The 21,495-nt window shown below is 51.3% G+C and carries 24 protein-coding genes; 15 read left to right on the top strand and 9 right to left on the bottom strand.

What is annotated here, in order from left to right; all coding sequences use genetic code 11:
• Positions 1-31: 31 nt before the first annotated feature.
• The 10 genes from WES_RS11125 to gstA all read left to right on the top strand — a co-directional run bounded on the left by WES_RS11125 (position 32) and on the right by gstA (position 9,858).
• On the top strand, positions 32-472 hold the full coding sequence (locus tag WES_RS11125) for a DUF2569 domain-containing protein (protein ID WP_010352892.1): 441 nt from the start codon (positions 32-34) through the stop codon (positions 470-472).
• A 76-nt stretch (positions 473-548) separates the two neighbouring features.
• Positions 549-1,130, top strand: a complete 582-nt coding sequence (gene rsxA, locus WES_RS11130; RefSeq protein WP_000133181.1) for an electron transport complex subunit RsxA — start codon at positions 549-551, stop codon at positions 1,128-1,130.
• On the top strand, positions 1,130-1,708 hold the full coding sequence (gene rsxB / locus WES_RS11135; RefSeq protein WP_000991799.1) for an electron transport complex subunit RsxB: 579 nt from the start codon (positions 1,130-1,132) through the stop codon (positions 1,706-1,708). The genes rsxA and rsxB overlap by 1 nt, the downstream gene beginning before the upstream one ends.
• Entirely contained in the window at positions 1,701-4,019 is a 2,319-nt protein-coding gene (gene rsxC, locus WES_RS11140; protein ID WP_016235200.1) for an electron transport complex subunit RsxC, read from the top strand. The genes rsxB and rsxC overlap by 8 nt, the downstream gene beginning before the upstream one ends.
• On the top strand, positions 4,020-5,078 hold the full coding sequence (gene rsxD / locus WES_RS11145; protein WP_016158212.1) for an electron transport complex subunit RsxD: 1,059 nt from the start codon (positions 4,020-4,022) through the stop codon (positions 5,076-5,078). It begins immediately after the preceding gene.
• 3 nt (positions 5,079-5,081) lie between these two features.
• A complete protein-coding gene (gene rsxG / locus WES_RS11150; RefSeq protein ID WP_000920784.1) occupies positions 5,082-5,702 on the top strand; it encodes an electron transport complex subunit RsxG in 621 nt (206 codons plus the stop codon).
• A 3-nt stretch (positions 5,703-5,705) separates the two neighbouring features.
• Positions 5,706-6,401, top strand: coding sequence for an electron transport complex subunit RsxE (gene rsxE / locus WES_RS11155; protein WP_001289641.1), 696 nt, complete (start codon positions 5,706-5,708; stop codon positions 6,399-6,401).
• Positions 6,401-7,036, top strand: coding sequence for an endonuclease III (gene nth / locus WES_RS11160; protein WP_001030339.1), 636 nt, complete (start codon positions 6,401-6,403; stop codon positions 7,034-7,036). The genes rsxE and nth overlap by 1 nt, the downstream gene beginning before the upstream one ends.
• A 608-nt stretch (positions 7,037-7,644) precedes the next feature.
• On the top strand, positions 7,645-9,147 hold the full coding sequence (gene dtpA / locus WES_RS11165; protein ID WP_000100947.1) for a dipeptide/tripeptide permease DtpA: 1,503 nt from the start codon (positions 7,645-7,647) through the stop codon (positions 9,145-9,147).
• Positions 9,148-9,252: 105 nt separating this feature from the next.
• Positions 9,253-9,858, top strand: a complete 606-nt coding sequence (gstA, locus tag WES_RS11170) for a glutathione transferase GstA (protein WP_016158209.1) — start codon at positions 9,253-9,255, stop codon at positions 9,856-9,858.
• Positions 9,859-9,896: 38 nt separating this feature from the next.
• Here gstA and pdxY read toward each other — a convergent pair whose 3' ends face one another.
• From pdxY to anmK, 5 genes are all read right to left on the bottom strand, one after another.
• On the bottom strand, positions 9,897-10,757 hold the full coding sequence (gene pdxY / locus WES_RS11175) for a pyridoxal kinase PdxY (protein ID WP_016158208.1): 861 nt from the start codon (positions 10,755-10,757) through the stop codon (positions 9,897-9,899).
• A gap of 60 nt (positions 10,758-10,817) precedes the next feature.
• On the bottom strand, positions 10,818-12,092 hold the full coding sequence (tyrS, locus tag WES_RS11180; RefSeq protein ID WP_001516333.1) for a tyrosine--tRNA ligase: 1,275 nt from the start codon (positions 12,090-12,092) through the stop codon (positions 10,818-10,820).
• A 128-nt stretch (positions 12,093-12,220) separates the two neighbouring features.
• Positions 12,221-12,877 carry a pyridoxamine 5'-phosphate oxidase gene (gene pdxH / locus WES_RS11185; protein ID WP_001282304.1) on the bottom strand — a complete coding sequence of 219 codons (657 nt, stop codon included), beginning with the start codon at positions 12,875-12,877 and terminating at the stop codon, positions 12,221-12,223.
• Positions 12,878-12,935: 58 nt separating this feature from the next.
• Complete coding sequence (mliC, locus tag WES_RS11190) at positions 12,936-13,259, bottom strand: C-type lysozyme inhibitor (protein WP_000734947.1); 324 nt, start codon at positions 13,257-13,259, stop codon at positions 12,936-12,938.
• A gap of 90 nt (positions 13,260-13,349) precedes the next feature.
• Positions 13,350-14,471 (bottom strand): anhydro-N-acetylmuramic acid kinase, encoded by a 1,122-nt coding sequence (gene anmK / locus WES_RS11195; protein ID WP_000835035.1) that lies wholly within the window; start codon positions 14,469-14,471, stop codon positions 13,350-13,352.
• A 274-nt stretch (positions 14,472-14,745) separates the two neighbouring features.
• On the opposite strand from anmK, the gene slyB reads away from it, so the two are divergent.
• On the top strand, positions 14,746-15,213 hold the full coding sequence (slyB, locus tag WES_RS11200; RefSeq protein ID WP_000597203.1) for an outer membrane lipoprotein SlyB: 468 nt from the start codon (positions 14,746-14,748) through the stop codon (positions 15,211-15,213).
• 46 nt (positions 15,214-15,259) lie between these two features.
• On the opposite strand, the gene slyA is transcribed toward slyB, so the two are convergent.
• Positions 15,260-15,694, bottom strand: coding sequence for a transcriptional regulator SlyA (gene slyA, locus WES_RS11205; protein WP_016158207.1), 435 nt, complete (start codon positions 15,692-15,694; stop codon positions 15,260-15,262).
• Positions 15,695-15,894: 200 nt separating this feature from the next.
• Between slyA and WES_RS11210 the strand changes: the two genes are divergently transcribed.
• From WES_RS11210 to WES_RS11220, 3 genes are read left to right on the top strand one after another with little or no spacing between them, the layout of a single operon-like run.
• Positions 15,895-16,131 carry a DUF1656 domain-containing protein gene (locus tag WES_RS11210; protein WP_000671001.1) on the top strand — a complete coding sequence of 79 codons (237 nt, stop codon included), beginning with the start codon at positions 15,895-15,897 and terminating at the stop codon, positions 16,129-16,131.
• Positions 16,132-16,133: 2 nt separating this feature from the next.
• On the top strand, positions 16,134-16,991 hold the full coding sequence (locus tag WES_RS11215; RefSeq protein WP_016158206.1) for an efflux RND transporter periplasmic adaptor subunit: 858 nt from the start codon (positions 16,134-16,136) through the stop codon (positions 16,989-16,991).
• Positions 16,991-19,003 carry an FUSC family protein gene (locus WES_RS11220; protein WP_001276614.1) on the top strand — a complete coding sequence of 671 codons (2,013 nt, stop codon included), beginning with the start codon at positions 16,991-16,993 and terminating at the stop codon, positions 19,001-19,003. Before WES_RS11215 ends, WES_RS11220 begins: the two co-directional genes overlap by 1 nt.
• On the opposite strand, the gene sodC is transcribed toward WES_RS11220, so the two are convergent.
• From sodC to WES_RS11235, 3 genes are all read right to left on the bottom strand, one after another.
• Positions 19,004-19,525, bottom strand: coding sequence for a superoxide dismutase [Cu-Zn] SodC (sodC, locus tag WES_RS11225; protein ID WP_000819797.1), 522 nt, complete (start codon positions 19,523-19,525; stop codon positions 19,004-19,006).
• Between the two features lie 79 nt (positions 19,526-19,604).
• The gene (locus WES_RS11230; RefSeq protein WP_016158205.1) at positions 19,605-20,501 is read right to left on the bottom strand and encodes an aldo/keto reductase; all 897 of its coding nucleotides are present in this window, start codon (positions 20,499-20,501) and stop codon (positions 19,605-19,607) included.
• Between the two features lie 48 nt (positions 20,502-20,549).
• Entirely contained in the window at positions 20,550-20,789 is a 240-nt protein-coding gene (locus tag WES_RS11235) for a DUF1289 domain-containing protein (RefSeq protein ID WP_000840481.1), read from the bottom strand.
• 102 nt (positions 20,790-20,891) lie between these two features.
• On the opposite strand from WES_RS11235, the gene nemR reads away from it, so the two are divergent.
• Positions 20,892-21,491 (top strand): DNA-binding transcriptional regulator NemR, encoded by a 600-nt coding sequence (nemR, locus tag WES_RS11240; protein ID WP_016158204.1) that lies wholly within the window; start codon positions 20,892-20,894, stop codon positions 21,489-21,491.
• Positions 21,492-21,495 lie beyond the last annotated feature (4 nt).

Raw genomic sequence — 21,495 nt, 5'->3', positions numbered from 1 at the left:
GCCTGTTTGCTGTCGCTATTCTGGAGAACGTATGACCACCACAACGCCACAACGTATTGGAGGCTGGTTGCTTGGCCCGTTAGCCTGGCTGTTAGTCGCCCTATTGAGTACGACGCTGGCGTTGTTGCTGTACTGTGCAGCGTTATCCTCTCCTCAAACATTTAAAACGCTCGGCGAACAAACACTAACGACGCAAATCTTATGGGGCGTTTCGTTTATTACCGCCATTGCCATGTGGTATTACACCTTGTGGTTAACTATCGCATTCTTTAAACGCCGGCGTTGTGTTCCTAAACACTATATTATCTGGTTACTGATTTCCGTATTACTGGCGGTTAAAGCCTTCGCGTTTTCGCCAGTTGAAGATGGTGTCGCCGTTCGCCAGTTGCTGTTTACTTTGCTGGCAACCGCATTGATCGTCCCCTATTTCAAACGCTCGTCGCGGGTGAAAGCGACGTTTGTGAATCCGTAATAACCTTACAGTTAACCTGTTGTCGCCTGCTCTGGATTAACGGATAATAGGCGGCTTTTTTATTTCAGGCCGAAAAATGACTGACTACCTGTTACTGTTTGTCGGAACTGTACTGGTCAATAACTTTGTACTGGTCAAGTTTCTGGGGCTTTGCCCGTTTATGGGCGTTTCCAAAAAGCTGGAAACCGCAATGGGCATGGGGCTGGCAACAACATTTGTGATGACGCTGGCGTCTATTTGCGCCTGGCTTATCGACACGTGGATTTTGATCCCTCTCGATCTGATTTACCTGCGCACCCTGGCCTTTATTCTGGTGATTGCCGTGGTCGTGCAGTTCACCGAGATGGTGGTACGTAAAACCAGCCCGGTGCTTTACCGACTGCTGGGGATTTTTCTCCCGCTTATCACCACCAACTGTGCGGTGCTCGGCGTGGCATTGCTGAATATCAATCTCGGACACAATTTCTTGCAGTCGGCACTGTACGGTTTTTCTGCTGCTGTCGGCTTCTCGCTGGTAATGGTGCTTTTCGCCGCCATTCGCGAACGCCTTGCTGTGGCTGATGTCCCGGCACCTTTTCGCGGTAATGCCATTGCTCTCATTACCGCAGGTCTTATGTCTCTGGCCTTTATGGGCTTTAGTGGTTTGGTGAAGTTGTAATGAATGCTATCTGGATTGCCGTTGCCGCCGTGAGCCTGCTGGGTCTGGCGTTTGGCGCCATTCTGGGTTATGCCTCCCGCCGTTTTGCGGTGGAAGACGATCCGGTCGTTGAGAAAATTGACGAAATCTTACCGCAGAGCCAGTGTGGGCAGTGCGGTTATCCTGGCTGTCGCCCGTATGCGGAAGCCATCAGCTGTAACGGTGAAAAAATCAACCGCTGCGCCCCTGGCGGCGAAGCTGTAATGCTAAAAATTGCCGAACTGCTTAATGTCGAGCCGCAGCCGCTGGATGGCGATGCGCAAGAGTTGACGCCTGCGCGGATGGTGGCGGTTATTGATGAAAATAACTGTATTGGCTGCACCAAGTGCATTCAGGCGTGTCCGGTAGACGCCATCGTTGGCGCTACCCGTGCCATGCATACGGTAATGAGTGATCTCTGTACGGGCTGCAATTTATGCGTTGACCCGTGCCCGACGCACTGCATCTCGTTGCAACCGGTCGCAGAAACGCCTGACTCCTGGAAATGGGATCTGAACACCATTCCCGTGCGCATTATTCCCGTGGAACACCATGCTTAAGTTATTCTCTGCATTCAAAAAAAATAAAATCTGGGATTTCAACGGCGGCATCCATCCACCGGAGATGAAAACTCAGTCCAACGGTACTCCCCTGCGCCAGGTTCCATTGGCGCAGCGTTTTGTCATGCCACTGAAACAGCATATTGGTGCTGAAGGTGAGCTGTGTGTTAACGTCGGCGATAAAGTATTGCGCGGTCAGCCGCTTACCCGTGGTCGCGGCAAAATGCTGCCGGTTCACGCGCCAACGTCTGGCACGGTTACGGCTATTGCCCCCCACTCGACGGCTCATCCTTCAGCCTTAGCTGAATTAAGCGTGATTATTGATGCCGATGGTGAAGATTGCTGGTTCCCACGTGACGGCTGGGCTGATTACCGCTCACGCAGCCAGGAAGAATTAATTGAACGCATTCATCAGTTTGGCGTCGCCGGGCTGGGTGGTGCGGGCTTCCCGACAGGCGTTAAATTGCAGGGCGGCGGCGATAAAATCGAAACCTTGATTATTAACGCAGCCGAGTGCGAACCGTATATTACCGCTGATGACCGTCTGATGCAGGATTGCGCTGCTCAGGTCGTAGAAGGCATTCGCATTCTTGCGCATATCCTACAGCCGCGCGAAATCCTTATCGGTATTGAAGATAACAAACCTCAGGCGATCTCCATGCTTCGCGCGGTGCTGGCGGATTCTCACGATATTTCTCTGCGGGTGATTCCAACCAAATATCCTTCCGGCGGCGCCAAACAGTTAACGTACATCCTGACCGGGAAACAAGTGCCGCACGGCGGTCGCTCGTCGGATATCGGCGTGTTAATGCAAAACGTTGGTACGGCTTACGCAGTAAAACGCGCAGTAATCGATGGTGAACCTATTACCGAGCGCGTGGTGACGCTGACCGGCGAAGCGATTGCTCGTCCGGGCAACGTCTGGGCGCGTCTGGGTACGCCGGTGCGTCATTTATTGAACGATGCCGGATTCTGCCCTTCTGCCGATCAAATGGTGATTATGGGCGGCCCGCTGATGGGCTTTACCTTACCGTGGCTGGATGTACCGGTAGTCAAAATCACCAACTGCCTGTTAGCTCCGTCCGCCAGTGAACTGGGCGAACCACAGGAAGAACAAAGCTGCATCCGCTGTAGCGCCTGTGCCGATGCCTGCCCTGCGGATCTTTTGCCGCAGCAGTTGTACTGGTTCAGCAAAGGTCAACAGCACGACAAAGCCACCACGCATAACATTGCCGACTGCATTGAATGCGGTGCCTGCGCGTGGGTTTGCCCGAGTAATATTCCCCTGGTGCAATATTTCCGTCAGGAAAAAGCCGAGATTGCCGCCATTCGTCAGGAAGAGAAACGCGCCGCAGAAGCTAAAGCGCGTTTTGAAGCTCGTCAGGCACGTCTGGAACGCGAAAAAGCTGCGCGTCTTGAACGACATAAGAGCGCAGCAGTTCAACCGGCAGCCAAAGACAAAGATGCGATTGCTGCCGCACTGGCACGTGTGAAAGAAAAACAAGCTCAGGCCACGCAACCGATTGTGATTAAAGCGGGCGAACGCCCGGATAACAGCGCGATTATTGCAGCACGGGAAGCCCGTAAAGCACAGGCCAGAGCAAAACAGGCAGAATTGCAGCAAACTAACGACACTGCAACCGTTGCTGATCCACGTAAAGCGGCAGTAGAAGCCGCAATTGCTCGAGCTAAAGCACGCAAGCTGGAACAACAACCTGCTAACGAATCGCCGCAGGAACAGGTTGACCCGCGCAAAGCCGCCGTCGAAGCAGCTATCGCCCGCGCCAAAGCACGTAAGCTGGAACAGCAGCAGGCAAACGCAGAACCAGAAGAACAGGTCGATCCGCGCAAAGCCGCCGTTGAAGCCGCTATTGCCCGCGCCAAAGCACGCAAACTGGAACAGCAGCAGGCAAACGCAGAACCAGAAGAACAGGTTGACCCACGCAAAGCCGCTGTTGAAGCTGCTATCGCCCGCGCCAAAGCACGCAAACTGGAACAGCAGCAGGCAAACGCAGAACCAGAAGAACAGGTTGACCCGCGCAAAGCCGCTGTTGAAGCTGCTATCGCCCGCGCCAAAGCACGCAAACTGGAACAGCAGCAGGCAAACGCAGAACCAGAAGAACAGGTTGACCCGCGCAAAGCCGCTGTTGAAGCTGCTATCGCCCGCGCCAAAGCACGCAAACTGGAGCAACAGCAGGCTAACGCAGAACCAGAAGAACAGGTCGATCCGCGCAAAGCGGCAGTTGCTGCGGCTATAGCCCGCGTTCAGGCCAAAAAAGCCGCCCAGCAAAAGGTTGTAAACGAGGACTAAATGGTATTCAGAATAGCTAGCTCCCCTTATACCCATAACCAGCGCCAGACATCGCGCATTATGTTGCTGGTACTGATCGCAGCCGTGCCCGGAATCGCTGCGCAACTTTGTTTTTTTGGCTGGGGTACTCTCGTTCAGATCCTCCTGGCGTCGATCAGTGCACTGTTAGCCGAAGCTCTTGTACTTAAACTGCGCAAACAGCCTGTTTCCACAACCTTGAAAGATAATTCGGCGCTTTTAACAGGGCTGTTACTCGCCGTAAGTATTCCGCCCCTCGCACCGTGGTGGATGGTCGTGCTGGGTACGGTGTTTGCGGTGATCATCGCTAAACAGTTATACGGCGGTCTGGGGCAAAACCCGTTTAACCCGGCGATGATTGGCTATGTGGTCTTACTGATCTCCTTCCCGGTGCAGATGACCAGCTGGCTGCCACCGCATGAAATTGCGGTCAACATTCCTGGCTTCATCGACGCCATACAGGTTATCTTCAGCGGTCATACTGCCAGCGGCGGTGATATGAACACGCTACGCTTAGGTATTGATGGCATTAGCCAGGCAACGCCACTGGATACGTTCAAAACTTCTGTCCGCGCCGGTCATTCGGTTGAGCAGATTATGCAGTATCCGATCTACAGCGGTATTCTGGCGGGTGCTGGCTGGCAATGGGTAAACCTCGCCTGGCTGGTTGGCGGCGTGTGGTTGCTATGGCAGAAAGCGATTCGCTGGCATATTCCCGTCAGCTTCTTAGTAACGCTGGCGTTATGCGCAACGTTGGGCTGGTTGTTTTCACCAGAAACACTGGCATCACCGCAAATTCATCTGCTTTCTGGCGCGACCATGCTCGGCGCATTCTTTATTCTGACCGATCCGGTGACCGCTTCTACGACCAATCGTGGTCGTCTGATTTTCGGTGCGCTGGCGGGCTTATTAGTCTGGTTGATCCGCAGTTTCGGCGGCTATCCTGACGGCGTGGCTTTTGCTGTCTTGCTGGCGAACATCACGGTTCCTCTGATCGATTACTACACGCGTCCGCGCGTCTACGGCCATCGCAAAGGATAAACCATGCTGAAAACTATCCGAAAACACGGTATTACACTGGCGCTGTTTGCTGCGGGTTCAACAGGTTTAACGGCGGCCATCAACCAGATGACCAAAACGACGATTGCTGAACAGGCCAGCCTGCAACAAAAGGCGTTATTTGATCAGGTGCTGCCAGCCGAACGCTATAACAATGCGCTGGCGCAGAGTTGCTACCTGGTGACGGCACCAGAGTTAGGTAAAGGTGAGCATCGGGTTTACATCGCTAAACAGGATGACAAGCCGGTAGCCGCCGTTCTGGAGGCGACCGCGCCGGATGGCTATTCCGGTGCGATTCAGCTACTGGTGGGAGCCGATTTTAACGGCACGGTACTTGGCACGCGCGTGACAGAACATCACGAAACGCCAGGGCTTGGCGATAAAATCGAACTGCGCCTTTCAGACTGGATCACCCATTTTGCAGGTAAAAAAATCAGCGGTGCTGACGACGCACACTGGGCGGTGAAGAAAGATGGTGGTGATTTCGACCAGTTTACTGGCGCGACGATTACGCCTCGCGCGGTGGTGAATGCGGTAAAACGCGCCGGATTGTACGCTCAGACGTTACCGGCACAACTTTCTCAACTTCCTGCCTGTGGAGAATAAACCGTGAGCGAAATTAAAGACGTTATTGTTCAGGGGTTATGGAAGAACAACTCCGCACTGGTTCAGTTGCTTGGCCTCTGCCCGCTGCTGGCGGTCACGTCCACTGCCACCAACGCACTGGGTTTAGGGCTTGCGACGACGCTGGTGCTGACGCTTACCAACCTGACTATCTCGACGCTGCGTCACTGGACGCCAGCTGAGATCCGTATCCCGATCTACGTGATGATCATCGCCTCGGTGGTCAGCGCCGTACAGATGCTGATCAACGCCTACGCCTTCGGCCTGTATCAGTCGTTAGGGATTTTTATTCCGCTGATTGTCACTAACTGTATCGTTGTGGGTCGCGCTGAAGCCTTCGCCGCCAAAAAAGGTCCGGCACTTTCGGCTCTTGATGGTTTTTCGATAGGCATGGGCGCAACCTGCGCAATGTTCGTGCTGGGGTCACTGCGCGAAATCATCGGCAATGGAACGTTGTTTGACGGTGCTGATGCGCTGTTGGGTAACTGGGCAAAAGTATTGCGGGTGGAGATCTTCCACACTGATTCCCCTTTCCTGCTGGCAATGTTACCACCAGGCGCATTTATTGGTCTGGGACTGATGCTGGCAGTGAAATATCTGATTGATGAAAAAATGAAAAAGCGCCGCGCTGAAGCCGTCGCCGAACGCGACTTGCCGAACGGTGAAACAGGGAATGTCTGATGAACAAAGCAAAACGCCTGGAGATCCTCACACGCCTGCGTGAGAACAATCCTCACCCCACAACCGAGCTTAATTTCAGTTCGCCTTTTGAATTGCTGATCGCCGTACTGCTTTCCGCCCAGGCCACCGATGTCAGCGTTAATAAGGCGACGGCGAAGCTCTACCCGGTGGCTAATACACCTGCAGCAATGCTCGAACTGGGCGTCGAAGGGGTGAAAACCTATATCAAAACTATTGGGCTTTATAACAGCAAAGCGGAAAATATCATAAAGACCTGCCGTATCTTACTGGAACAGCATAATGGCGAAGTTCCGGAAGATCGCGCGGCGCTTGAAGCTTTGCCAGGCGTAGGACGTAAAACAGCTAATGTGGTGTTGAATACCGCTTTCGGCTGGCCGACCATCGCTGTAGATACCCACATTTTCCGTGTCTGCAACCGCACCCAATTTGCACCAGGAAAAAATGTCGAGCAGGTCGAGGAAAAATTGCTGAAAGTGGTGCCAGCAGAATTTAAAGTCGATTGCCACCACTGGTTAATTCTTCACGGACGTTATACCTGCATCGCCCGCAAGCCCCGCTGTGGCTCCTGCATTATTGAAGATCTTTGTGAATACAAAGAGAAAGTTGACATCTGACACAAATGGGTAGCGTCGTCTACCCATCCATTACCTTTCCTATCTTCTTCAAAAACATCCTTCTAACGTTAATGATGCCGCCTCGCTGCAGCATCATCAGGCAATCCGTTTGTGAATAACCAAAAATGCAGGTTAATTGTTTTTTTAATAGCGAAATTTTCTATCCATTCGTGATCAAGATCACACTGATGCTGAAATGTAAAAACAATGCATTTTAAAAGTTAAATTTGACAAAGCATTGATTCAATCCGTCCTGAAACCTACAAAACATTACACTGGCTATTTTTCAGATAATGGACTATCCCACTACATAAAACACCTTATAGCAGAACATATCGCCAAACTGGAATTATTACCCTATCTCAGTAGTGAAAAAATCTGCCGTTACGTTTTTTGAAAAATTTAACGCTGGATAACATTTCGCGGAGCCGATGAATTCCCCACGCCAGTTATATGTAACAGATTATTACAAAAGACTTGTCTGAAAGTGCAAGATAGTGAACATTACCTGCCGTTTCCCCTCCCACTATAACAATTGCGCGTATGTTTTTTAGACATCACGCGAGAAAGCACCCCCGTTAATATGGGATGTAAAAAAAGAGGTAAAAGTGTCCACTGCAAACCAAAAACCAACAGAAAGCGTTAGTTTGAACGCTTTCAAACAACCGAAGGCGTTCTATCTCATCTTCTCGATTGAGTTATGGGAACGTTTTGGTTATTACGGCCTACAAGGAATTATGGCTGTCTACCTGGTTAAACAACTGGGTATGTCTGAAGCGGATTCAATCACCCTTTTCTCTTCCTTTAGCGCCCTGGTTTATGGTCTGGTCGCTATCGGCGGCTGGTTAGGTGACAAGGTACTGGGTACTAAACGCGTTATTATGCTTGGTGCTATTGTACTGGCCATTGGTTATGCGCTGGTTGCATGGTCTGGTCACGACGCCGGTATCGTCTATATGGGTATGGCGGCTATTGCCGTAGGTAACGGCCTGTTTAAAGCCAACCCGTCTTCGCTGCTCTCTACTTGCTATGAGAAAAACGACCCGCGTCTGGACGGTGCATTTACCATGTACTACATGTCCGTCAACATCGGTTCTTTCTTCTCTATGATTGCAACCCCATGGCTGGCTGCCAAATATGGCTGGAGCGTCGCGTTCGCCCTTAGCGTAGTAGGTCTGTTAATCACTATCGTTAACTTCGCCTTCTGCCAACGCTGGGTTAAGCAGTACGGCTCAAAACCTGACTTTGAACCAGTCAACTACCGTAACCTGCTGCTGACCATTATTGGTGTTGTGGCCCTGATCGCAGTTGCAACCTGGCTGCTGCACAACCAGGAAGTTGCACGTATGGCGCTGGGCGTTGTTGCTCTGGGTATCGTGGTTATCTTCGGTAAAGAAGCGTTTGCCATGAAAGGTGCTGCGCGTCGTAAAATGATCGTTGCCTTCATCCTGATGCTTGAAGCAATCATCTTCTTCGTGCTGTACAGCCAGATGCCGACGTCTCTGAACTTCTTTGCGATTCGTAACGTTGAACACACTATTCTGGGTCTGGCCGTTGAGCCAGAGCAGTATCAGGCGCTGAACCCGTTCTGGATCATCATTGGTAGCCCGATTCTGGCCGCTATCTATAACAAGATGGGCGATACCCTGCCGATGCCGACCAAGTTTGCTATCGGTATGGTGATGTGCTCTGGTGCGTTCCTGATCCTGCCGCTGGGTGCGAAATTCGCGTCTGACGCAGGTATCGTTTCTGTAAGCTGGCTGGTAGCTAGCTACGGCCTGCAGAGTATCGGTGAACTGATGATCTCTGGTCTGGGTCTGGCGATGGTTGCACAGCTCGTTCCGCAGCGTCTGATGGGGTTCATTATGGGTAGCTGGTTCCTGACCACTGCCGGTGCAAACCTGATTGGTGGTTATGTTGCGGGTATGATGGCTGTTCCGGATAACGTAACCGATCCGCTGATGTCGCTGGAAGTGTATGGTCGCGTGTTCTTGCAGATTGGGGTCGCCACTGCCGTTATTGCTGTGCTGATGCTGCTGACCGCGCCGAAACTGCATCGCATGACCCAGGACGATGCTGCAGACAAAGCGGCGAAAGCTGCCGTAGCGTAAATTTCAGGGAAACTCTTTTACAAGCCGCTAACTTTTCGTTAGCGGCTTTTTTTTTGTTCAGCAACGCACTACCATACTTTAAACCACAGCCAAAAGGAGTTACCGATGAAACTGTTCTACAAACCGGGCGCCTGCTCTCTTGCTTCCCATATCACCCTGCGTGAGAGCGGAAAGGACTTTACGCTCGTCAGTGTGGATTTGATGAAAAAACGTCTCGAGAACGGTGATGATTACTTTGCCATTAACCCTAAGGGACAGGTTCCTGCGTTGCTGCTGGACGATGGTACTTTGCTGACGGAAGGCGTAGCAATTATGCAGTATCTTGCCGACAGTGTTCCCGACCGCCAGTTGCTGGCATCGGTAAACAGTATTTCTCGCTATAAAACCATCGAATGGCTGAACTATATCGCCACCGAATTGCATAAAGAGTTCACACCACTGTTCCGCCCGGATACCCCGGAAGAGTATAAACAGGCTGCCCGTGCACAACTGGAGAAAAAGCTACAGTATGTTAACGACGCGCTGAAAGATGAGCACTGGATCTGCGGGCAACGTTTCACCATCGCTGATGCCTATCTGTTTACGGTTCTGCGCTGGGCATATGCGGTGAAACTGAATCTGGAGGGTTTAGAGCACATTGCAGCCTTTATGCAGCGTATGGCTGAAAGGCCTGCGGTGAAAGCCGCGTTAACGGCGGAAGGATTGCAGTAATCGTCATCGGCCCACAGGAAGCTGTGGGCCGAGGTATTTCAGAGCTTCGTTGCGCTGAAATAGTGTTCCGGTTTGGCTATACGATCTTGCGCGGCAACCACCTGCAGCTCATATTCCTGCATTGCTTTGGTGGTCACCATAATTTCGTATACTGCAGCCGTCACGTGTTCCAGCGCCTCTTGCAGCGTTGCCCCCTGCAACAATTTCACCAGCAGTAAACCGCTCGTCACATCACCAACGCCTACCGGCTGGCGCGTACCGAAATCGACCAGCGGACGGCTGATATGCCAGGCTTCATCGGCAGTAACCAGCAGCATTTCAAAACGATCTGTGCTGTAGCCCGCACGCGCCAGGTGTTTAACCAACACGATTTGTGGCCCTTGCGTAATAAGCTCACGCGCAGCTTTAACGGCCTCTTCGACGTTATGTACTGGATGTTCACAAAGAATTTCCAGCTCGACCAGATTCGGCGCGATGATATCGCTGGCTGGCATACCGTGACGGACATGAAATTCCGCCACGCCCGGCGCAACGATGCAACCTTTTTCCGGGTGCCCCATTACTGGATCGCAAAAATATTTCGCTTGTGGATTCGCCGCTTTTACCTGACGGACAATACCGAGGATATGTTCGCCCTGCTCCGCCGATCCCAGATAACCACTGAGTACGGCATCACAGGTGTGTAATTTATCAATGGCGGCAATGCCCTGAACAATTTCGGTTAAATGGCTGGGCGGCATCACACAGCCAGTCCATTTGCCGTATTGAGTGTGATTAGAAAATTGAACGGTATTCAGCGGCCAGACATTCGCGCCCAGGCGGCGCATCGGAAACTCTGCCGCACTGTTACCCGCATGACCATAAACAACGTGAGACTGGATAGCGAGAATATTTTTCATTGTGTTCCCTGTATAAAAATCAGGGGAGTGATTTCTCACTCCCCCTTTCCACTTAGTGCATTATTTCCAGCAAATCAGACAGTAATTCTTTTTGCCGCGACGCAGTAAGGTATAACGACCAAACAGGCGATCTTCTTCTTTAAAGAAGTATTCAGGATCGGACTGTTTTTCACCGTTAATGGTGATGGCATTGGATGCGATAGTTTTACGCGCCTGACCACGGGATGGTTGCAGTTCAGAATCGACCAGCGCCTGCATCAGATCAGCGCCTTTTTCCATCTCAACCATCGGTACGCCGTCCTGCGCCAGCTGTTCAAAGTCCGCTTCGCTAAGCGCACTCAAGGAACCGCTGAACAGACATTCGGTAATACGTTTCGCGGCTTGCAAACCTTCTTCACCGTGAACCAGACGCGTCACCTGCTCCGCCAGCACATACTGGGCGCGCGGTGCTTTACCGCTGTTTTTATCTTCTTCTTCGAGGGCATTGATCTCTTCAATGCTCATGAAGGTGAAGAACTTCAGGAAGCGGTAAACGTCGGCATCAGCGGTATTGATCCAGAACTGGTAGAACTTGTACGGACTGGTCTTCTTCGGATCCAGCCATACTGCGCCGCCTTCAGTTTTACCAAATTTTGTGCCGTCAGCCTTGGTGATCAGCGGAACGGTCAGGCCAAACACCTGATTCTGATGCAGGCGACGGGTCAGATCGATACCAGAGGTGATGTTACCCCACTGGTCAGAACCGCCAATCTGCAACGTAACACCATACTGTTTATTCAGACAGGCAAAGTCATAGCCCTGCAACAGGTTGTAAGAAAACTCGGTGAACGAAATACCCTGATCTTCACGGTTGAGACGCTGCTTAACCGCTTCTTTGTTGATCATCTGGTTAACGGAGAAGTGCTTACCGATATCGCGCAGGAAGGTCAGCACATTCATATTGCCGAACCAGTCATAGTTGTTCGCGGCGATAGCAGAGTTTTCTCCACAGTCGAAATCGAGGAACGGGGCAACCTGCTTGCGGATTTTGTCCACCCACTCCTGAACAGTTTCTTCGGTGTTCAGCTTACGCTCGGCAGCTTTGAAGCTTGGGTCGCCAATCAGACCTGTCGCGCCGCCTACCAGCGCAACCGGCTTGTGGCCCGCCTGCTGGAAGCGTTTCAGGCATAACAATGGAACAAGATGCCCCAAATGCAAGCTGTCAGCGGTAGGATCGAAGCCGCAATAGAGCGCGATCGGGCCTTGCGCCAGTCGCTCTGCTAACGCTTCTTCGTCCGTCACCTGGGCCACCAGCCCCCGCTCTTGCAATTGTTTAATCAAGTTACTGCTTGCCATCAAAATCTCCATGTATATAACGACTGCACCTTTGCCGGTACACGACTTTTCGCCAGATGCGAAAGAGACATAGAATAAAGTGCCGGAATCAGGAGTGCCAGCGATTAAAGCAAGATTTTTGCATCTTTTCAGGGTGCGAGACGATCGATTTTCCACGCCTCATTTTCACGCTGGTACAAAAAGCGGTCATGCAGACGATGCTCACCGCCCTGCCAGAACTCAACCTGCTCAAGACTTACGCGGAAACCGCCCCAGAAACTCGGTAACGGGACGTCGCCCTGCTGAAACTTCTGCTTCAGCTCAAGGAATTTGCTCTCAAGGATCCCTCGCGCGGAAATACGGCTGGACTGCTTAGATACCCACGCGCCAATCTGGCTATCGCGCGGACGACTATGAAAATATTTCATCACTTCGAGAGTCGAAAGACGCTCCGCTTTACCGGTCACCATCACCTGGCGTTCAAGAGTATGCCACGGGAAAAGCAGGCTAACGCGCGGGTTATTTTCGATTTGATGCGCTTTGCGACTGCCGAGATTGGTGTAAAACACCATCCCTTTTTCGTCGTAATGTTTGAGTAACACGATGCGCTGATAAGGCTGACCATGTTCATCAACGGTTGCGACGACCATCGCAGTGGGGTCAACCAGTTTGGCTTCACAGGCCTGGGAGAGCCAGTGTTCAAAAAGGGTTAAAGGATCGGCGGGAAGATCGCGGCGGCGTAAACCGCCTTTGGTGTATTCACGGCGCAGATGCGCGATTTGCTGCAATTCGTCGTTATCAGACATGGTTTTCTTTACGGATTGTCAGTGGGTGACGCTATTGTGCGCCGCCCCTGGAAAAATCTCAACGCTGCGGATTTTGTAACTGACAGTTATTCAAGACGATGCGGTCACGCTTATAGACCGTTGCCTCATCACCTTTTGACCAGAAAACATAAATGCCATCGGTATAACGTGCGCCAGAGGCTGAAATGCCCTGTTTAAGGTGAATTAATTGATTGTCGTAGACAAAACTGACTTCCTGACGCGGATTATTCAGTTTTACCGTCAACGGTTTTTCATCACACTGGTATTCCAGCGTATCAGTTTGCATACGTTCAACCAGTTGATTAAACGCGCCACAGCCAGTGAGAAGCACCGGCAAACAGATCAGTAACAGTTTTTTCATAAACACATCCCGAAGACTTTCCTGGTCCGGAGAGCAAAACGCTCTCCTCAACTTCCAAGTGTAACGGCAGACGCAGTAGGAAAAATTCAGTTAACTCTGATATCGCGGGTTTGCAGGGAAAATTGCGCCCAGCACCGTCGCCTCGCTTGCGCCGGTGACCGAAGGCAGGTTGCCTGGCAGTCCCGCCAGCGTCCGCCAGGCAAGCCACGCGAAGGCCAATGCTTCCATGTCATCACCACTAATGCCAACGGCGTCAGTGGTGGTCACTTCGGTTCCTGGCAGCAAAGCAGCAAGTCGCGTCATCACCAATGGATTACGGCTTCCGCCACCACAGACCATCAAACGATCGCAGCCGCCACTCAATAATACCTGTTCAGAAATGGTCACGGCGGTAAGTTCCGCCAGCGTTGCCTGGACATCGCGCGCATCAACACCCGGGAATTGACGCAGATGGCGCTCCAGCCAGCCATAGTTAAAGTATTCGCGCCCGGTGCTTTTTGGCGCGGATTGGGAAAAATACGCATCACTAAGCATATTCTGCAACAGCGGCAAAATGACTTTACCCGCCCGCGCCCACTCAGCATCTTTATCGTAAGGTTTACCGGCCTGACGCCAGATCCACGCATCCATCAACATGTTACCCGGCCCGGTATCGTACCCCCCCACCGGCTGCCCTGGAATCAACAACGACAAATTGGCGATACCACCAATGTTGAGAACCATTCGCCGCTCCGTCGGATGAGCCAGTAATGCGTGATGAAACGCTGGCACCAGCGGCGCCCCCTGCCCACCTAAGGCAATATCGCGACGGCGAAAATCACCAACGACAGTAATTCCAGTGCGCGCCACAATTTGATTGTTATCACCAATCTGTAGAGTATGCGGTGCAACACCAGTAGGTTCGTGCCAGACAGTCTGTCCGTGACACCCGATGGCGACGATATCTTTTGGCTGCAAATTTTCTTGCTTGAGCAGTGCGTTAACGGCATCGGCAAACAAGCGACCAAGTTGAGTATCCAGTTGACCGAACTGAGAAAGCGTAAGCTGCTGCCCCTGACAAATATCCAGTACTGCTTGTTTAAGTGATGGGGGAATCGGCCAGCTCAAACTTGCCAACTGCGCCACCCTGTGTTCATCGATAGTCGCCAGTACAACATCGACACCATCCAGACTAGTGCCTGACATTACGCCAATAAAGCGGCCTGATTTCATAGTTCATCCTTTTTCAACCTGTCGTTTGCGCTCCACTCAAACACAAACCTCTCACGAATTCCATGCATGAGCGCCGATTTTTACCATTACCAGGAAAACATTATATTCATATCAATAATTACTATGAATGTTTTGTTTATACTTGGTTAACCGTATTCTAATTATGATTCCATCATGTTTTAGTGGAACATGTAATCATAGTTATACCAATGCCATTTACTTTGGCCATGAGGGATGCTTGTGAGGCGTTTCATGGTAATCAGGAGATTTTTCAATGATTAAGCGCGTACTGGTTGTATCAATGGTAGGTCTGTCTCTTGTCGGTTGTGTTAATAACGATACCCTTTCTGGCGATGTCTATACCGCCTCTGAAGCGAAGCAAGTGCAGAATGTCAGCTATGGCACAATCGTTAATGTACGACAGGTACAAATTCAGGGCGGTGATGATTCCAACGTTATCGGCGCAATTGGCGGTGCGGTTCTCGGTGGCTTCCTTGGGAATACCGTTGGTGGCGGAACAGGGCGTTCTCTGGCAACTGCGGCAGGCGCTATCGCAGGTGGCGTAGCTGGTCAGGGCGTGCAGAGCGCAATGAACAAAACTCAGGGTGTAGAGTTGGAAATTCGTAAAGATGATGGCAACACCATTATGGTGGTACAGAAACAGGGCAATACCCACTTCTCTCCGGGACAACGCGTTATTCTGGCCAGCAACGGTAGCCAGGTGACGGTTTCCCCGCGCTAAACAAGTTGACGTGTGGTCAGGTCACTGACCACACGCCCCTTTCATTTCACCCTTTGGCCTGTAACTCAGTGATATTATGCTCAAGTTTTGCAATGAGTTTAATCAACTGTTCTACTTCCTCTGCGGAAATTCCATGCAATATTTCCGCCCGGGTTTTGTTAATAACCGCTTCCATTTCGCTAATCAGCGGCTCCGCTTTTTCCGTCAGTTTAATACGTTTAGCCCGACGATCGCTGGCGCAAGTTTGACGCGAAATTAACCCTTTTTCTTCCAGTTGGTCCAGCGTACGAACCAGTGAAGGCTGCTCAATGCCGATCGCTTTTGCCAGTTGAATTTGCGACTGGTCTGGAGGTAACTGATGAATATTGTGCAACGTTACCCAATGGGTTTGCGTTAACTCCAGCGGTTTCAGGCGATGGTCTATCAGAGCACGCCATATGCGCACCAACCGTGCCAGATCAGAACCTAGTGGCGATTCCAATTTCATCTCCTTATAATTAGCTTGCTAAGATATTATACAGCTTTTAGAATAGTGTGCAGCAATTGTATTGCTAAAACAAATGTATTGCTGCATTTGCTTACCGTCAGACATGCTTTTCAGAAATTGCGCGTAACTTTTTCGCACTTAAAGAATATTTATTAATCTAACGCAATATATTCGGTCGTAAAGGAATCTATTTTGTGAAGTTTATGCTTAATGCAACGGGATTGCCCTTACAAGATCTGGTGTTCGGTGCGTCCGTCTATTTTCCTCCGTTTTTCAAAGCGTTCGCGCTTGGATTTGTCCTCTGGCTTGTCATACACCGCCTGCTTCGCGGCTGGATCTACGCCGGTGACATCTGGCATCCCTTGTTAATGGATTTATCGCTGTTTGCGATTTGCGTTTGCCTTGCTCTGGCAATACTGATTGCGTGGTAACTATGTCAATTAAAACAATTAAGTATTTCTCAACAATTATTGTAGCGGTTGTTGCGATTCTTGCCGGATGGTGGCTATGGAACTATTACATGCAGTCACCGTGGACACGCGATGGAAAAATACGTGCAGAACAGGTTTCTATCACGCCACAGGTGTCTGGACGTATTGTTGCGATGAATATAAAAGACAACCAGTTGGTTAATGCTGGTGATATTTTGCTCACCATCGATAAAACGCCCTTTCAGATAGCCGAACTGAACGCCCAGGCACAGTTAACGAAAGCGCAATCTGACCTCGCCAAAGCCAATAACGAAGCTAACCGTCGCCGTCATCTCTCACAAAACTTTATCTCTGCCGAAGAGCTGGATACCGCTAACCTCAATGTTAAAGCGATGCAGGCCAGTGTTGATGCCGCACAGGCGACGCTTAAACAGGCACAATGGCAACTGGCGCAAACGGAAATTCGCGCTCCGGTGAGTGGATGGGTAACTAATCTCACTACCCGCATCGGCGACTACGCCGACACCGGAACCCCCCTGTTTGCCCTGGTGGATAGCCATTCGTTTTACGTCATTGGTTATTTTGAAGAAACCAAATTGCGCCATATCCACGACGGTGCACCAGCACAAATTACGCTCTATAGCGACAACAAAACGTTACAGGGTCACGTTTCCAGTATCGGTCGGGCGATTTATGATCAAAGCGTTGAAAGTGATTCCAGCCTGATTCCTGATGTGAAACCTAACGTCCCCTGGGTACGTCTCGCCCAACGTGTTCCCGTCCGCTTTGCTCTGGATAAAGTCCCCAGCGATGTCACGCTGGTGTCGGGCACCACCTGTAGCATCGCCGTAGGTCAATAATGAGCGCATCGCCATGGTTCTTGCGCAATTTGCCCTGGTTCAAGGCCACGCTGGCGCAATGGCGTTATGCGTTACGCAATACCATTGCCATGTGCCTGGCGCTGACGGTTGCCTATTATTTAAATCTCGATGAACCCTACTGGGCGATGACCTCGGCTGCGGTGGTAAGCTTCCCTACCGTTGGTGGTGTCATCAGCAAAAGCCTCGGACGCATCGCTGGCAGTTTGCTGGGAGCCATTGCGGCACTGATTCTTGCCGGGCATACGCTTAACGAGCCGTGGTTTTTTCTATTGAGCATGTCGGCGTGGCTTGGTTTTTGTACCTGGGCTTGCGCGCACTTCACGAATAACGTGGCGTATGCCTTCCAACTGGCGGGCTACACTGCGGCCATTATCGCCTTTCCGATGGTCAATATCACGGAAGCAAGCCAGTTATGGGATATCGCTCAGGCGCGCGTTTGCGAAGTCATCGTCGGTATTCTTTGCGGCGGCATGATGATGATGATCCTGCCGAGTAGTTCCGACGCCACCGCGCTTTTAACCGCGTTAAAAAACATGCATGCCCGTTTACTGGAACATGCCAGCTTGCTCTGGCAGCCTGAAACAACCGATGCCATTCGCACAGCACATGAAGGAATTATTGGTCAAATATTAACCATGAATTTGCTGCGCATTCAGGCGTTCTGGAGTCACTATCGTTTCCGCCAGCAAAATGCACGCCTGAATGCGCTACTCCACCAGCAATTACGCATGACCAGCGTCATCTCCAGCCTGCGACGTATGTTGCTCAACTGGTCATCAACGCCCGCCGCCACTCGTGAAATTCTCGAACAGTTGCTGACGGCGCTTGCCAGTTCGCAAACTGATTTTTACACCGTCGCACGTATCATTGCCCCACTGCGCCCAACCAACGCCGCCGACTATCGGCACGTCGCCTTCTGGCAGCGACTACGCTATTTTTGCCGCCTTTATCTGCAAAGTAGTCAGGAACTACATCGTCTGGAAAGCGGTACAGATGATCGAGCCAGACTCCCACGAACAGCCGGCCTGGCACGTCATACCGATAACGCCGAAGCAATGTGGAGTGGACTGCGCACATTTTGTACGTTGATGATAATTGGCGCATGGAGTATTGCCTCGCAATGGGATGCCGGTGCCAATGCATTAACACTGGCAGCAATTAGCTGCGTACTCTACTCCGCTGTCGCGGCACCGTTTAAGTCACTGTCGCTACTTATGCGCACGCTGGTATTACTTTCGCTATTTAGCTTTGTGGTTAAGTTTGGTCTGATGGTTCAGATTAGCGATCTGTGGCAATTTTTGCTGTTTCTCTTCCCGCTACTGGCAACGATGCAACTTCTCAAATTACAGATGCCCAAATTTGCCGCGCTGTGGGGACAACTGATTGTATTTATGGGTTCGTTCATCGCTGTCACTAATCCACCGGTGTATGATTTTGCTGACTTTCTTAACGATAATCTGGCGAAAATTGTTGGCGTGGCGTTGGCGTGGTTAGCGTTCGCCATTCTGCGTCCAGGATCGGATGCTCGTAAAAGCCGCCGACATATTCGCGCGCTGCGCCGGGATTTTGTCGACCAACTAAGCCGCCATCCAACCCTGAGTGAAAGCGAATTTGAATCGCTTACTTATCACCACGTTAGTCAGTTGAGCAACAGCCAGGATGCACTGGCTCGCCGTTGGTTATTACGCTGGGGCGTGGTGCTGCTGAACTGTTCACATGTTGTCTGGCAATTGCGGGACTGGGAGTCGCGTTCCGATCCGTTATCGCGAGTGCGGGATAACTGTATTTTGCTGTTGCGGGGAGTAATGAGTGAGCGTGGCGTTCAGCAAAAATCACTGGCGGCCACACTTGAAGAATTACAGCGGATATGCGATAGCCTTGCCCACCATCATCAACCCGCTGCCCGTGAGCTGGCGGCGATTGTCTGGCGTCTGTACTGCTCGCTTTCGCAACTTGAGCAAGCGCCGCCGCAAGGTACGCTGACCTCTTAATTACTTAATAACACCACAGGCATAGCGTTCACCGCCACCGCCCAGCGGTTTTGGTTGATCGGACATATTATCGCCGCCAACGTGGATCATCAGCGCCTTATCTTTGATTTCATCAAGTGATTTCAGACGAGGCGCAATGACGGCATCGGTTGCTTTACCGTCATTGTTAACCACCAGTGCAGGCAGATCGCCTAAGTGCCCTGCACCTTCTGGCCCTTCATGCTTACCGGTATTTTGTGGATCAAGATGCCCGCCTGCGGATTCTGCGGCACTGGCTTTGCCATCTTTCGTTGCTGGCTGGCAGCTTCCTTTGGCATGAATATGGAAGCCATGCTCACCGGGTGGTAATGCTTTCAGATCGGGTGAAAACTCCAGACCTTTATCGGTTTCAGTAATCGTTACACTACCGATTGACTGCCCAACCCCTTGCGACGTGACGAGGTTCATCTCGACTTTTTCACTGGCAGCTTGTGCGCCGGTTGCAACAACCAGCGCCAGAATGGCCAGACTAAAACGTTTCATAGGACCTCCGTTCAATGTGCATACCCGTTAAGTGTAAACCAGTGACACATATTTGAACGGCGGCTATTCCTAAACGTGTTTACGGTACGTCGTAACCCAGTGCCGCTTTACGGATACGGAACCATTGTTGGCGGATCATTTTCAATGCTTCCGCTTCGACAGCAGCCCGCACACGCTCAATTTTACCGGAGCCGATAATCGGCAGCGGCTGCGATGGCAGACGCAATATCCAGGCATAAACCACCTGCTCGATAGAGCCCGCGTTTAATTCTTCCGCCACCACAGCAAGTTCATCACGTAGCGGCCTGAAATAATCATCATTAAACAGACGACCACCGCCAAGACAAGACCAGGCCATCGGGCGAATACGCAGTTGTTGCAGTTGATCAAGCGTGCCATCCAGCAGTAACTGCTGATGCACCGGGGATATTTCCACCTGATTAGTGGCAAGGGTAAACGGCAGACGCGATTGCAACAGCGCAAATTGCGCAGGCGTGAAGTTGGATACGCCAAAATGGCGTACTTTTCCGCTCTGATGCAGATGTTTAAACGCATCTGCCACTTCATCGGCATCCATGAGCGGGTCGGGGCGATGGATCAGCAGCAGATCCAGATGATCGGTCGCAAGATTAATCAGCGACTGTTCGGCGCTCTTAATGATGTGATCGCGGTCAGTGATGTAATGACCAATGACGTTTTCTTCACGCGCGGTCGTCGCGATACCGCATTTGCTGACAATTTCCATTCGTTCACGCAAATGAGGCGCCAGTTTCAACGCCTCGCCAAACGCCGCTTCGCACTGATAACCGCCATAAATATCAGCGTGGTCCACGGTAGTCACGCCGAGATCCAGATGCTCTTCAATAAAACTGACTAACTGGCGAGCGGACATATTCCAGTCCATCAGTCGCCAGTAGCCCATCACGAAACGTGAAAACTCCGGGCCTTGCGGCGCAATAGTAATACGCTGAACCATAATCGCTTCCTCTTATCAGATATGAGAGGAGTATACGCAAGATTATGCTCAAAAGAGTGATGGTTGCTCCGGTTCGTCTGATGACGCTGGCTTATTTGCACGTAATTTACGCATAAGTCGTTGCCGACAAAGGCGCAGCACCTCTTGTTTTTCGCCATCGCTCATTTTATTCCAGTTAAAACGCTCATCCCGGCTACGAAAACAGCCGCGACAAAATCCGCGTTCATCAGACTGGCAAATTCCCCGGCACGGGCTCTGGACGGGAAAGAACTCTAATTGCTCCGCCACCTCGCCCTCCTCAGATAAGATTATTACCATTATTGAAGCTGTTAATGCCCAAAGTAGCAACTTTGCTTGCACTAGACCGACTGGTCTACTACACTCGAACGCATGAACAAACACACCGAACATGATACTCGCGAACACCTCCTGGCTACGGGTGAGCAACTTTGCCTGCAACGTGGATTCACCGGGATGGGGCTAAGCGAATTACTAAAAACCGCTGAAGTGCCGAAAGGGTCGTTCTATCACTACTTTCGCTCTAAAGAAGCGTTTGGCGTTGCCATGCTTGAGCGTCATTACGCGGCATATCACCTGCGACTGGCGGAGTTGCTGCAATCCGGCGAAGGTAACTACCGCGACCGCATTCTGGCTTATTACCAGCAGACGCTTAACCAGTTTTGCCAGCATGGAACTATCAGCGGATGCCTGACAGTAAAGCTCTCTGCCGAAGTGTGTGACCTGTCAGAAGATATGCGCAGCGCAATGGACAAAGGCGCACGCCAGGTAATCGCCCTGCTCGCCCAGGCACTGGAAAATGGCCGTGCCAGCCACTGTTTAACCTTTTGTGGTGAACCGCTACAACAGGCGCAAGTACTTTACGCGCTGTGGCTGGGCGCAAATCTGCAGGCCAAAATTTCGCGCAGTTCCGGGCCACTGGAAAACGCACTGACACATGTAAAAACCATTATTGCGACGCCTGCCGTTTAGCAGG

It is taken from the genome of Escherichia sp. KTE31, from assembly GCF_000407925.1.
GTDB classification, from domain to species: Bacteria; Pseudomonadota; Gammaproteobacteria; order Enterobacterales; family Enterobacteriaceae; genus Escherichia; species Escherichia ruysiae.
This window is presented reverse-complemented; position numbering and strand designations above follow the sequence as displayed.